The sequence below is a fragment of the Novosphingobium sp. PhB55 genome (genome assembly GCF_004368805.1).
Classification (GTDB): domain Bacteria; phylum Pseudomonadota; class Alphaproteobacteria; order Sphingomonadales; family Sphingomonadaceae; genus Novosphingobium.
On the sequence record NZ_SODQ01000005.1, the window covers coordinates 192,023 to 204,520 of the forward strand.

At 67.4% G+C, this 12,498-nt stretch carries 13 protein-coding genes; 7 read left to right on the forward strand and 6 right to left on the reverse strand.

What is annotated here, in order from left to right:
- Nucleotides 1–31: 31 nt before the first annotated feature.
- Together EDF57_RS13575 and EDF57_RS13580 are read right to left on the reverse strand one after the other, a co-directional pair.
- Nucleotides 32–2,716 (reverse strand): M1 family metallopeptidase, encoded by a 2,685-nt coding sequence (locus tag EDF57_RS13575; RefSeq protein WP_134094691.1) that lies wholly within the window; start codon nucleotides 2,714–2,716, stop codon nucleotides 32–34.
- Nucleotides 2,717–2,720: 4 nt separating this feature from the next.
- Nucleotides 2,721–4,319, reverse strand: a complete 1,599-nt coding sequence (locus tag EDF57_RS13580; protein ID WP_134094692.1) for a helicase HerA-like domain-containing protein — start codon at nucleotides 4,317–4,319, stop codon at nucleotides 2,721–2,723.
- Nucleotides 4,320–4,468: 149 nt separating this feature from the next.
- Between EDF57_RS13580 and pabB the strand changes: the two genes are divergently transcribed.
- Genes pabB through arfB form a run of 4 tightly spaced genes read left to right on the forward strand, consistent with a single transcriptional unit; the run spans nucleotide 4,469 to nucleotide 8,547 of the window.
- Nucleotides 4,469–6,286 (forward strand): aminodeoxychorismate synthase component I, encoded by a 1,818-nt coding sequence (pabB, locus tag EDF57_RS13585; protein ID WP_134094693.1) that lies wholly within the window; start codon nucleotides 4,469–4,471, stop codon nucleotides 6,284–6,286.
- Between the two features lie 11 nt (nucleotides 6,287–6,297).
- Nucleotides 6,298–7,479, forward strand: coding sequence for a pyridoxal phosphate-dependent aminotransferase (locus tag EDF57_RS13590; RefSeq protein ID WP_134094890.1), 1,182 nt, complete (start codon nucleotides 6,298–6,300; stop codon nucleotides 7,477–7,479).
- Nucleotide 7,480: 1 nt separating this feature from the next.
- A complete protein-coding gene (locus tag EDF57_RS13595; protein ID WP_134094694.1) occupies nucleotides 7,481–8,134 on the forward strand; it encodes an RluA family pseudouridine synthase in 654 nt (217 codons plus the stop codon).
- On the forward strand, nucleotides 8,131–8,547 hold the full coding sequence (arfB, locus tag EDF57_RS13600) for an alternative ribosome rescue aminoacyl-tRNA hydrolase ArfB (RefSeq protein ID WP_134094695.1): 417 nt from the start codon (nucleotides 8,131–8,133) through the stop codon (nucleotides 8,545–8,547). Before EDF57_RS13595 ends, arfB begins: the two co-directional genes overlap by 4 nt.
- Before the next feature lie 3 nt (nucleotides 8,548–8,550).
- Here arfB and EDF57_RS13605 read toward each other — a convergent pair whose 3' ends face one another.
- Complete coding sequence (locus EDF57_RS13605; RefSeq protein WP_132264678.1) at nucleotides 8,551–8,742, reverse strand: hypothetical protein; 192 nt, start codon at nucleotides 8,740–8,742, stop codon at nucleotides 8,551–8,553.
- 154 nt (nucleotides 8,743–8,896) lie between these two features.
- Between EDF57_RS13605 and EDF57_RS13610 the strand changes: the two genes are divergently transcribed.
- Nucleotides 8,897–9,445: an NAD(P)H-dependent oxidoreductase gene (locus EDF57_RS13610; protein ID WP_132264676.1), complete on the forward strand. Its 549-nt coding sequence runs from the start codon at nucleotides 8,897–8,899 to the stop codon at nucleotides 9,443–9,445.
- Between the two features lie 43 nt (nucleotides 9,446–9,488).
- Here EDF57_RS13610 and EDF57_RS13615 read toward each other — a convergent pair whose 3' ends face one another.
- The 3 genes from EDF57_RS13615 to EDF57_RS13625 all read right to left on the reverse strand — a co-directional run bounded on the left by EDF57_RS13615 (nucleotide 9,489) and on the right by EDF57_RS13625 (nucleotide 11,479).
- Nucleotides 9,489–10,724, reverse strand: coding sequence for an aminotransferase class I/II-fold pyridoxal phosphate-dependent enzyme (locus EDF57_RS13615; RefSeq protein ID WP_134094696.1), 1,236 nt, complete (start codon nucleotides 10,722–10,724; stop codon nucleotides 9,489–9,491).
- Between the two features lie 13 nt (nucleotides 10,725–10,737).
- On the reverse strand, nucleotides 10,738–10,977 hold the full coding sequence (locus EDF57_RS13620) for an acyl carrier protein (RefSeq protein ID WP_132265304.1): 240 nt from the start codon (nucleotides 10,975–10,977) through the stop codon (nucleotides 10,738–10,740).
- 139 nt (nucleotides 10,978–11,116) lie between these two features.
- The gene (locus EDF57_RS13625) at nucleotides 11,117–11,479 is read right to left on the reverse strand and encodes a response regulator (RefSeq protein ID WP_132264672.1); all 363 of its coding nucleotides are present in this window, start codon (nucleotides 11,477–11,479) and stop codon (nucleotides 11,117–11,119) included.
- A 64-nt stretch (nucleotides 11,480–11,543) separates the two neighbouring features.
- On the opposite strand from EDF57_RS13625, the gene EDF57_RS13630 reads away from it, so the two are divergent.
- Both EDF57_RS13630 and EDF57_RS13635 read left to right on the forward strand, forming a co-directional pair.
- Nucleotides 11,544–11,819, forward strand: a complete 276-nt coding sequence (locus tag EDF57_RS13630) for a DUF3572 domain-containing protein (RefSeq protein ID WP_207912890.1) — start codon at nucleotides 11,544–11,546, stop codon at nucleotides 11,817–11,819.
- Entirely contained in the window at nucleotides 11,816–12,472 is a 657-nt protein-coding gene (locus EDF57_RS13635; protein WP_132264669.1) for an HAD family hydrolase, read from the forward strand. Before EDF57_RS13630 ends, EDF57_RS13635 begins: the two co-directional genes overlap by 4 nt.
- Nucleotides 12,473–12,498: the final 26 nt, after the last annotated feature.

Here is a 12,498-nt window from a genome sequence, read left to right on the forward strand (position 1 = left end):
AATTCCAGACAGCGGACGGCGCTTCAGGCCGTCATTTCAGCTTGGCGAACTCGGCGTCGATCTGAGCACCCAGCATGTCGTCGAGCAAACCGCAATTGCGCACGCGCTCGATCGCGCGGTCGAGTTCGAGGGCTCCGGGCGTTCCCGCCAGCCGCGCCTTGAAGTCGCGCGCGATCCGGGTGGCCCTATCCACCGAGCAGAACCGCCCGAGCATCTGCGGCAGGCGCCGGACCAGGAACGGCCCATCGCTGCCGTCCAGCAGCCCGTCCAGATGCGCGAGCGCCCAATCGTAACCCAGCTCGCGCGTGGCGCTGCGCGCCATCACGCCGTCCAGCAGGTCGCGTCTTTCGCTTTCGCGCAGACGCGGGTCGTCCATGGCGAGCAGCCAGGCCGCGAGCTTGGCATCTCCGGTGCGGGAGGCGGCCGCCAGCGCCGCGGGCCGGAACACCGGGTCCTCCGAGGCGAGCGCCCGGTCGACCAGATCCCGCGCCGCTTCGGCAGGCCGCCGATAGAGGTAGAGATCGAGCGCATGGTCCAGCCAGGCAGGGTCGAGCGCGGCATGGTCCCCGGCCAGATAGGCCGCCATGGCATCGGCGAGCTGGTCGCGCAGGCGCGCGCCGCGCCCGGTGTTGAGCAGGGCGGCCACCACTTGCACGCGGCGCTGGGTCCGCGCCGGCGCCTCATGGGCATAGACCCCGAGGCGAGGGTCGAAGCCGAGTTCCTTGAGCAGCGGCGCATAGAGTCGCTCGCGCAAGAGACCGAAGCTGCGCCGCGCCGGAGTGCCGACGAAGCCTTCCATCATGTAGCGGGCCAGTGCCTTGTCCGGCGCATCGGCGGCGTGAGGGTCCGGATGGCGGATCAGCTTGCGGGCCAGCCCCGCCATCTCCGCCACGTTGCCGCGCCCGGCCCGGATCGAGGCATCGAGCGAATCGACAAGCGCCAGGGCCTCGCCGCCGGGCAGGCGGTCGGCCTCGGCGATCAGCGCCTTCCAGTGGTTGGCGGTGAGTTCGAAGCGATAGTAGCCGCTGCCTCCGGCATTGGGGAACACCGGCCCTTCTCCGGGCACCGAGAAGGCCTGCGTGCCCTGGTCCATGATCGTGCACAGGCGCTGCGGCCCGCGATGAAAGCAGAGCGGGATCGTCCAGCGCGCCTCGGGCGGCGCCACACCGGCCGTGGTATAGCGAAGCTGCGTCACCGTGACCCGGTCCCCGGCCTGGCGCATGGCGAGCAGCGGCACGCCCTGCTGCTCCACGAAACTGCGCATGGCCGGCACCAGGCGAGGGTCTCCGGCCACGTCGGCCAGGGCGGCAAAGAAATCGGCGCTGGTGGCGCTACCCTGCCGGTGCGCGTCGATGTAGCGGCGCACGCCCTGGCGGAAGCGCTCCTCTCCCAGCCACTGCGCAATCATGCCCACGACATGACCGCCTTTCCCGTAAGTAATCGAATCGAAAGCGGAATCGATCCGCTCGCTGGTCTCGATGGGCTGGCGGATCGGCCTGCCGGCGAGCAGGCCGTCGATGTCCATCGCCTGATACCCGGTGCCCAGTGCATCGCCCGCAATGCCAAGGTCCGGCCGCCACTGCTCGCCCACGCGGTAGCCGATCCAGTTGGCGAAGCTCTCGTTGAGCCAGAGATCGTCCCACCAGTCCGGCGTGACGAGATCGCCGAACCACTGGTGGCCGAGTTCGTGCGCCACGATCATGCCGAACTGCCGCTGCTGCTCCACCGGCGCGTTCTCGTCCATGACAAGGATGTCGTCGCGGTAGAGGTCGGCGCCGGGGTTCTCCATGGCACCCGGGAGGATCGGGCTGGTCACCTGGTCGAGCTTCGGGAAGGGAAAGCGCTCTCCGAAATAATCCTCCAGCAGGGTGACGATGCGCTTGCTGCCCTCCAGCGCGAAGGCGAGGTTCGCCGCGTTCTGGCGGGTGGAGACGATCCGCAGCGGCAAGGGTTCTGCCCGCTGGGGCGAAGGCGGCACTTCGCCGGACACGCTGGCGAACGGCCCGGCCATGATCGCCACCAGGTAGGTCGGCAGCGGCGGGCCGGGGGCGAAGCGGTGAACGGCCAGGCCATTCTCGATCACCGCGGTACCCACTTCCGGGCCATTGCTGATCGCCATGAGGCCCGGCGGGGTGCGCAAGGTGACGGCGAAAGGCGTCTTGAAGCCCGGTTGGTCGAAACCGGGAAATACGGCGCGCGCGTCGATCGACTGGAACTGGCTCCAGGCATACCACGCGCCTTCCACTTCCACCCGGAACAGACCTGCGGGGCCCTGACCGAACGCCGCCGAATAGTCGAAGGAAAGCGTGAGCCGGCCGGGGGGCAGCGGCTCGTCGAAACGCACTTCGGCCAGCCCGTTCGCATCGAGCTGGCGCCAGCGCGCCGAGACACCACGCGCGCCGATCCGCGCTTCCGCACGCGTGACATCGAGATCGCGGCCATGAAGATATATCCGCGGGGTTCCGGCGGCCAATGTCAGGTCGATCTCGACATGGCCGGAAAACCGCGGCTTCGCGGGATCGAGCGTCATGTCCAGCCGATAGGCCAGGGGCCTGACGGAATCGTCGAGGCGGCCGAAGGGAAGGTCCGGTCTTTCCGCCGAGACGAGGATGCCGGACGCCTCCGCGACCGGCCCCGATGCCGCATCCTGCGCGCGCGCCGCCCCGGACGCTGCCAGCAGCGCGGCAAACACGACCGGGCGGAGACCGACCCTCATCGGGTCAGCGCATCAGGCCCCCGATAAGGTTGCGGGCGAAGCGGCCCAGCCCCGGGAAACCGATGGCCTTGCCGAAGGCGTCGCCCACGGTGCCGGCGGCCGCGCTGGCGGCCGAGGCCTTGGGATCCGCGCGGCTCTTCTTGCCCTGCATCGACTGCGCCAGGATCGACCCCGCGCTGGCAGCCGCCGCGCCGGCCGCCGCCTTGGCGACCTTGCCGCCCAGCCCGTCCCACAGGCTGGGGTTCTTGCGCTCCTGCCGGCCGACTTCCTCCTTGCCCTTTTCCGCCACTTCCTGGGCCGTCGCCGCGGCATCGGCGGCCTTGGCGGCAAGCACTTCCTCGGCGCTTTCGCGGTTTACGGGGCTGTCGTACTTGCCCTCGAAAGGACTGATCGACTGGATGATCGCCCGCTCCTTCGGCTCGATCGGCCCCAGTCGCGAGCGTGGCGGCGCGATCAGCGTGCGCTGGACCACGGTGGGGGCGCCTTCCTCGTCGAGCGTGGAGACCAGCGCCTCGCCCACTTTCAGCTCGGTGATCGCCGTTTCGACGTCGAGCGCGGGATTGATGCGGAACGTATCGGCCGCCGCCTTGATTGCCCGCTTGTCGCGCGGGGTGAAGGCCCGCAGCGCATGCTGCACGCGGTTGCCGAGCTGTCCGGCAATGTCCTCGGGAATGTCGATGGGATTCTGCGTCACGAAGTAGACGCCCACGCCCTTCGAACGGACGAGGCGCACCACTTGCTCCACTTTGTCCTGAAGCGCCTTGGGCGCATCGTCGAACAGCAGGTGGGCCTCGTCGAAGAAGAACACCAGCCGGGGCTTTTCGGGATCGCCCACTTCGGGCAGCACTTCGAACAGCTCGGACAACAGCCATAGCAGGAAGGTGGCGTAGAGCTTGGGGCTGCGCATCAGCTTGTCGGCGGCGAGCACGTTGATGAAGCCGCGCCCCTTGTCGTCGCAGCGGATGAAGTCGGCGATTTCCAGCGCCGGCTCACCGAAGAACTGCGCCGCGCCCTGGCTGTCCAGCGCCAGGACCTGCCGCTGGATCGTGCCGACGCTCGCCTTGGTGACATTGCCGTACCTGGCCGAGAGCGCCGCGGCATTTTCCGCCACATGGGCCAGCATCGCCTGGAGATCGGGCAAGTCGAGCAGCAGCAGCCCCTGCTCGTCGGCATAGCGGAAGACGACGTTGAGCACGCCTTCCTGCGTGTCGTTGAGGTCCATCAGCCGCGACAGCAGCAGCGGCCCCATTTCCGAGATCGTGGTGCGGACGGGATGGCCCTGCTCGCCGTAGATGTCCCAGAAGATCGCGGGATTGTCCGAATAGGCATAGTCCGCCATGCCGATTTCGCGCGCGCGGGTTTCCAGCACGGCGGCGTTCTTGAACTGCGGGCTCCCCGGCATCGAGATGCCCGAAAGATCGCCCTTCACGTCCGCCAGGAATACCGGCACGCCGGCTGCGGAAAACTGCTCGGCAATGGTCTGCAGGGTCACCGTCTTGCCGGTGCCGGTGGCACCCGCGATCAGCCCGTGACGGTTGGCGCGGTCCAGCCGCAACACCTGACGTTCACCATTGGCCCCGAGTCCCAGGAAAATCTCGTCCATTCACCGCTCCTTGCACCCACCATGGTGATAGAGCGGCCTTGGCGCCAGCGCGAGAGGGATTCTGGGAACGCGCGCGCTCATCGCCCCGGCCGTCCGCGCCGCATGGGCTGGTGCGGTTCCCGAACCCTCGCTAAAGGCGCGGCAAGACCATGTCCGAAATATTCGTCCTCCTCGATGATGCCCGCCGCGAAGGCGCCGGCGACGCCCGGCTCTACCGCGCGCCGAGCGAGATCGTGATCGCCCGCAGCGCCGAAGAGGTGGTGCCGGCGCTCGCGCGGATCGAGCAGCTCGCCGCGCAAGGGCTGCACCTGGCGGGCTACCTGGCCTACGAGGCCGGACTGGCCCTCGAACCGCGGCTGGCGGGGCGTCTGCCCGGACGCACCGGGGTGACCGGCCCGCTCGTGTGGTTCGGCGCCTTTGCCGGATACGAGACGATCCCCGCGCTGGACGTGCCGGACTGGCTCGCCCGCCATGCCCCGCCGGGCCGCGTCTGCATCGGACCGCTGGAACCGCAGATCACGACCGGCGACTATGACCGGGTCTTTTCCCGGATTCACGGCGCCATCGAGGCGGGGGACATCTATCAGGCGAACCTCACGTTCCCGCTGGCCGGTCCCTGGCATGGCGATCCGCTGGCGCTCTATGCCGCGATCCGGCCTTCCGCCGCGGCCGGCTATGGCGGCGTGGTCTGCGACGGTGCGCAGTACCTGCTGAGCTTCTCGCCCGAACTGTTCTTCGCGCTGGAAAACGGCCGGGTGACGGTGCGCCCGATGAAGGGCACCCGCCCGCGCGGCCAGGATGCGGCGCAGGACCAGGTCCTGCGCGCGGAACTCGCCGGCTCCGCAAAGGACCGGGCAGAGAACCTGATGATCCTGGATCTGATGCGCAACGACCTCTCGCGCGTGGCCGAAGCCGGCAGTGTCCGCGTGGAGGATGCCTTCGCGATCGAGAGCTATCCCACCGTCCACCAGATGGTCTCCACCGTCCGCGCCGATCTGGCGGAGAGCAAGGGCGCCGTCGATATCCTGCGGGCGCTGTTTCCCTGCGGCTCGATCACCGGCGCGCCGAAGATCCGCGCCATGGAGCTGATCGCCGAAGGGGAATCCCATGCCCGCGGCCCCTATTGCGGCTCGATCGGCCGGATCGATCCTACTGGCGATGCCGCCTTCAATGTGGCAATTCGCACTCTGCATCTAACGGGGCGCCTGGCGCCGGGCGAGAACGGGGCCGGCCGTGCGGTCCTCGGCGTCGGCTCGGCCGTGGTCGCCGATTCAAAAGCGCTTCCCGAATGGCGGGAATGCCTGGTCAAAGGGGGTTTCGTGAGAGAGTCGGCAGGGGCATCCTCGCCCGCCAGTTTCGACCTGATCGAGACGATGTGCTTCACGCCCGAAAAGGGCATCCCGCTGCTCGAACATCATCTCGAGCGGATTCGCGGCAGTGCCGAGACGCTGGGCTTCAGCTTCGATCGCCATGCGGTGCGCAATGCCATCCAGGCGCTCTGCTTCGATGCGGAAAGCCCCTCGAAGCTGCGCCTCGTCGCCTCGCGCAGCGGCGCCTATGCGCTGGAGCTGTCCGAACTGCCGCAGCCGATGGGCGAGCCGGTCAGCGTGGGCGTGCTGCGCCTGCCGGTGGACAGCGGCGACTGGCGCCTGCGCCACAAGACCAGCGACCGCGGCTTCTATGAGGCGGGCCTGGCCGCCGCCAAGGCCGCCGGCGCACAGGAAGCGCTGTTCCTGCGGGACGACGGGCTGGTTACCGAGGGCACCTTCACCAATCTCTTCGTCGAACGCGATGGCCGGCTGCTGACGCCGCCACTGGCGCTGGGCCTGCTCGCCGGCGTGCTGCGCCGCTCGCTGATCGAGGAAGACCGCGCGGTGGAAGCCGAACTGACTTTGGACGACCTGGCGGAAGGCTTCTTCATCGGCAATTCCCTGCGCGGGCTGCTCCCCGCGCGGCTGCTGGCGTGACGGGCGGCACCATGCACGGTTCCGCCGCCCTTGCGCGCATCGCCCCTTCCGGCACCACCGCGATGACCGACCGCGCGATCGAACTGCGCGAATCCGGTCTCGACATCATCTCGCTCTCGGTGGGCGAGCCCGACTTCCCCACTCCGCCCCATGTGATCGGGGCCGCCAAGGCCGCGCTCGATGCCGGCCAGACGAAGTATACCGCGGTCGGTGGCACCTCGCAGCTGAAGCAGGCCGCTGCCCTGCACTTCGCGCGCGACCTGGGGATCGAGGTTCCCGCCTCGCAAGTGACGGTCAGCGCGGGCGGCAAGCAGGCGATCTTCCATGCCATGCTGGCCACGGTGAGCGAAGGCGACGAAGTGATCGTGCCCTCGCCCTGGTGGGTGAGCTATCCCGAGATCGTGCGCTTCGCGGGCGGCAAGGTCGTTCCCCTGCTGACTTCGGCCAAGGACAACTTCCGCTTCACCGCCGCCGATCTCGAAGCGCAGATCGGGCCGCGCACGCTCTGGGTGCTGCTCAACAGCCCCGGAAATCCGACCGGCGCCTATTACCCGGAGGAGATGCTGCGCGGCATCGGCGAAGTGCTGCGCCGTCATCCGCGCGTGATGGTGCTGTCCGACGATATCTACGCGCCGATCAACTACGCCATCGACAGTAATGGCGGCCGCCCGCATGCCACGCTGGCCAACCTCTGCCCCGATCTTGCCGACCGCATCCTGACGGTCTCGGGCGTGTCCAAGAGCCACGCGATGACGGGTTTCCGCATCGGCGTGGCTGCCGGCCCGCAGTGGCTTATCAAGGCGATGGAGAAGCTCCAGTCGCATTCCTCGGGTAATCCCTGTTCGATCAGCCAGGCCGCCGCCGTCGCCGCTTTCGCGGGGCCGCAGGACTTCCTGGCCGAATGGCGGGAACGGTTCCGCCAGCGGCGCGACAGGGTGGTGGCCGCGATCAACGCGATCCCCGGCCTCTCCACGCCGACCCCGGACGGCGCGTTCTACTGCATGATCGACGCCGCCCCGCTGATGGGCCGCTTCGGGGACGACGTGAAGCTCACGCTGCACCTGCTGGAACACGGCGTGGCGCTGGTTCCCGCCTCCGCCTTCGGCGGGCGTGACGGCTTCCGCATCAGTTTCGCCGCGGACGACGCGCGGCTCGAAGAAGCGCTTCGGCGCATAGAGAAAGCATTGACGTAACATGGAACTGGAAATCCTCTTCGAGGACGGCGAAGCGCTGGTCATCGACAAGCCCGGCGGCCTTCCGCTCGACACGCCCCGCGCGGGCGGTCGCAGCCTCGAAGACCGGCTCGAGGAATTGACGCTGGGCTTCCAGCGGCTGCCCATGCCAGTGCACCGGCTTGACCGCGACACGTCGGGATGCCTGTTGCTGGCGCGCAATCCCAAGGCGCTGAAGCGCTTTTCCGCCGCTTTCGAGGAAAAGCTGGTCAAGAAGCGCTACCTCGGCATCGTCGCCGGCGCCCTGTCGGAAGAGGAAGGCACGATCGCGCTCAACCTCTCCAAGGTCAGCACGGTCAAGGACGGCTGGCGCATGATCCCGGCGAAGAAGGGCAAGCCCGCCGTCACCCACTGGCGCAAGCTGGACGAGAAGAACGGCTTGACCCTGGTGGAATTCCGCCCCGAAACCGGCCGTACCCACCAGATCCGCGTCCACGCCGCTTCCGGCCTTGGCCTGCCGCTGCTCGGCGATCCGGTCTACGGCAGCAGCAAGGGCGCACCGCGCACCATGCTTCATGCGGCCGGCCTCACCGTGCCGCGCGGCGACAAGGAGCCGATCGTGGCCGTCGCGCCGCTCCCGGCCGATTTCGCCGCTTTCGGCTTCAGCGATGAATGAGCGAGGTTGAGGAGACCATCGGCCGCGCCCAGGCCCTGGCGAGCGAGAGTTTCATCGCTTCGACCGGGCCGGGCGGGCAGAACGTCAACAAAGTCGCGACCGCCGTTCAATTGCGGCTCAACGTCTATGCGTTGCGCCTGACGCCGCCGGTCTTCGCGCGGCTGAAGGAACTGGCGGGCAGCCGCATGACCGCGGCGGGCGAACTGATGTTCACCGCCCGCCGCTTCCGCACCCAGGAAGCCAACCGCGCCGATGCCCGCGAACGCCTGGCGGACATGCTCCGCGATGCTCACAAGCTGCCGGAAAAGCGCGCGAAGAGCCGCCTCAACCGGGTGGGCAAGGAGCAGCGGCTCAAGGGCAAGAAGTTGCGCGGCTCGGTGAAGGCCGGGCGGGGCAAAGTCAGCTTCGACTGACGCTCACTCGGCCTGCGTGGCGGCAGCGCCGGTGGGCGCCGAGGTCGAGGCAGGTTCGGGCCGGGCATCGAACATCTCCGCCGCCTCGTCCAGCGCCCGCGCCTCGCCGACCGTGACGCCGTCCGGCCCCGGCGGATCGGACTGTCCGCAAGCCGCCAGGGACAGGGTTGCGATCAGGAAGCAGAGCGTTCTCATAAAGGCTGCTTAACCCAGCGCGGCCGCCATCTCAAACGCCTGAAATCAAGCATCGCACCAGGACCCTCGCAACCCTGAGGCTTCCCCGGACTTCCCACTGACACCGTTTGCCCCGATACCTGTCGTCGGCAGCAACCAGCCATGAGGAGTCGTCATGTCGAAGATCGTCGTCGTCGTCGGAAGCCTTCGCGCCGAATCGTACAACCACCAATTCGCGAAAGCCCTGACCCGGCTGCCGGCGGCCTCGGGCCACGATTTCGTGTTCGCGGATATCGGTTCCCTGCCGCTCTACAACCAGGACCATGATGGCGACCAGGCGCAGCCGGTGAAGGATCTGAAGGCGCTGGTGCGCAGCAGCGACGGCGTGATCTTCGTGACGCCGGAATACAACCGCTCGATCCCCGGCGTGCTCAAGAACGCCATCGACAACGCCTCGCGTCCCTATGGCGACAGCGCCTGGGCGGGCAAGCCGGCAGGCGTGATCGGCGTGTCGATCGGTGCGATCGGGACCGCGCTTTCCCAGCAGCACTTGCGCAACGTGCTGGCCTACCTCGACATGCCCACCCTGGGCGCGCCGGAAGCCTTCATCCAGTGGAAGGACGGCCTGCTCACCCCGGACGGCACCGTGGGCGAGCAGTCGGCCGGGTTCGTCGGCGGCTGGCTTGAAGCGTTCCTGGCGCTGGTGGACCGCCACCGGGATTGAGGCAGAACGTCGTCCCGGACTTCGATCCGGGACGACGTTCTTGTCAGAGGATGCCGGCCGTCTTGCCCGCGCGGGTGAACATGCCGATGATCTGCTGGACCTGTTCGGCCGAATGTTCGGCGCAGAGCGAGCAGCGCAGCAGCGTCATGTTCGCAGGCGTTGCCGGCGGCCTTGCGAGGTTCACGTAAAGCCCTTCGTGCAGCAGCGCTTCCCACATTATCGCGCCGCGTTCGAGATCGGGCATGATGACAGCGATGATCGCGCTCTGCGGTTCGTCCGTGCCGAGCTGGAAGCCGGCATCGGTCAGGCCCTTGTGCAGCGTGCGCGAGCTTTCCCAGAGGTGGGCGCGCTTTTCCGCCGCCGTCATCAGCTTGCGGATCGAGGTCGTGGCGGTGGCGACGACGCTGGGCGGCAGGCTGGCGGTGAACACGTAAGGACGGCAGACCAGGCGCATGATCTCGAACTTGGGGTGGTTCGAAACGCAGAAGCCGCCGACCGTGCCGACCGACTTGGAGAACGTGCCGATCACGAAGTCCACGTCTTCGAGGCAGCCCTGGTCTTCGGCCACGCCGCGTCCGTTGGGGCCGATGAAGCCCATCGAGTGCGCTTCGTCCACCAAGACCATGGCGCCGTACTTCTTGGCGACCGCGATCATCTCCTTGAGCGGGGCGATGTCGCCCAGCATCGAGTAGACGCCTTCCAGCACGACCAGCTTGCCCGCGCCTTCGGGAATGCGGCGCAGGCGCTTTTCCATCGCCTCGATGTCATTGTGCTTGAACGGCACGACTTCGGCATCGCCCATCTTGCAGCCGTCCCAGATGGAAGCGTGGCTGTCGATGTCGAGGACGATGTAGTCACCTTTGCCGGCGATCGTCGAGATGATGCCCAGGTTGGCCTGGTAGCCGGTGGAGAACACCATGGCGTGCTTCATGTCGTAGAAGTCGCATAGCGCTTCCTCGACCGCCTTGTGCCCGGCGTAAGTGCCGTTGAGCACGCGGCTGCCGGTGGTGCCGGCGCCGAAATCGTCCAGCGCCTGCTTGCCGGCCGCGATCACGTCCGGATCGAAGGTCATGCCCATGTAATTGTAAGTGCCGAGCAGGATCGTCTCGCGCCCGTTGCACAGGGCGACGGTGGGCGAGATCACCTTTTCCATGACGAGACCGAACGGATCGGTGACGCCGGTGGACAGCAGATCGCGGCGCATCTCGATCAGGGGATCGAACTTGCTGAACAGATCGGCGTGGCCCTGGGTTTCGTTTTCGCTGAGCATATCGGTCATCGCGATGGATCCCTCAGCCCTGGAGCTTGACCACGGCATCGACGAGCTGGCCGTAGTTCTCGATCTCGGCCTGCTGGTTCATCGAGATGATGATGTCGAATTCGTCCTCGATCGCGGCCACGAAGTCCATGACGGTCAGGCTGTCGAACTCGAGGTCGTCAGTGAAGCGGGTCGCGTCGGCGACTTCGATGCCCTTCTTGTTGAAGGGCTCGATCAGCGCGGCGATGCGGGCCGAGGTCTCTGCGCGGTCCATGGTCATTTCAACTCCGGTAATTTCGGGCGGCGCTCTGGCCGATAATTGCGGCGCAAAAGCGGCGACGGGGGGTAAAGTCAAGCACAGGCGCGACACTTGTCGCTTCCGCCGCGAAGACGGTTGCGACATCGCCGCCATATCACAGCAAGTCGCGGACCGCGCGCATGAACGGGCCGATCGACACCGGCTTGGCCAGATAGCCTTCGGCGCCGGCCTCGCGGATCCGCTCCTCGTCGCCCTTGCCGGCATAAGCGGTGACGGCCAGCACCGGGATCGTGCGCAGCACCGGATCCTTCTTGGCCGCCTCGATCAGGTCCAGGCCCGATACGTTGGGCAGCTGGATATCCATGATAACGAGATTGGGCACGAATTCCCGGGCGCGCTCCAGCGCGTCGAGGCCATCGGCCACCGGCTCCACGGCGAAGCCCTGGCTCCTGAGCACATCGCAAAAGAGCTTCCGATTGAGGTCGTTGTCCTCGACAACTAGGATACGCTTTGCCATTCGACGCGTGATCACCATCTAAGGGCGGGGAAACCCGCTCTATGACAGGCAAGCGAGACTGACAATTCTTCGAGAGTCGCCATCCCCATCGCAGGACCCGCAGGCCCTTGCGCTCAATGCCCTCGGTTGGGTGCTGGCAGACCAGGACCGCGCCGAGCGTTTCCTGGCGCTGACCGGCCTGACGCCCGATGTCCTGCGCGCCTCGCTGGGACAGCAGGCCACGATGGCGGCGGTCCTGGAGTTTCTCTGCTCGCACGAACCGGACCTCGTCGCCGCGGCCGAAGCGCTGGACGTCGCGCCGGAAATGCTGGTCCGCGCAAGGGAAAGGCTCGGCACATGACGAATCGCACCGGCAGGCCGCTGCTCATCACCGATTGCGACGAAGTGCTCCTCTACATGATCTCGCATTTCCGGGACTGGCTGGCCGAGGACGAAGGCGTCACCTTCGCCATGGAGCGCGGCGAATTCTCCGGCGCGATGCGGCGCACGCAAGGCGGCGACCTGCTCGAACAGGCGGAAATGTGGTCGCTCCTGAACAAGTTCTTCGACGGCCAGATGCATCGGCAGACCCCGGTGGACGGCGCCGTCGCGGCGATTCGCGAGATCGCGCATCATGCCGACGTGGTGGTGCTCACCAACCTCATGGATTTCCGTCAGGAAGCCCGCCGTCAGCAATTGCTGGAGCACGGGATCGACGTGCGCGTCTTCACCAACCAGGGACCGAAAGGCCCTGCTCTCAAGGCGATTCTCGACGAGTACGCGCCTTCGCGGGCGGTCTTCGTGGACGATCTGGCCCAGCACCACGGCTCCGTGGCAGGCGTCGCGCCGGAGATCGGGCGCCTGCACCTCTGCGCCGAACCGCTGCTCGCCCCGCATATCGCCTGCGCCCATGTCGCCGGCCATGCCCATGCGCGAATCGACCGCTGGCAGGACGCCGCGCCCTGGCTGATCGACTGGCTGACACGCAGCGACGCTACCAAGACCGAATCCTGATCCCGTTCCTCTCACAAGGAAGACGC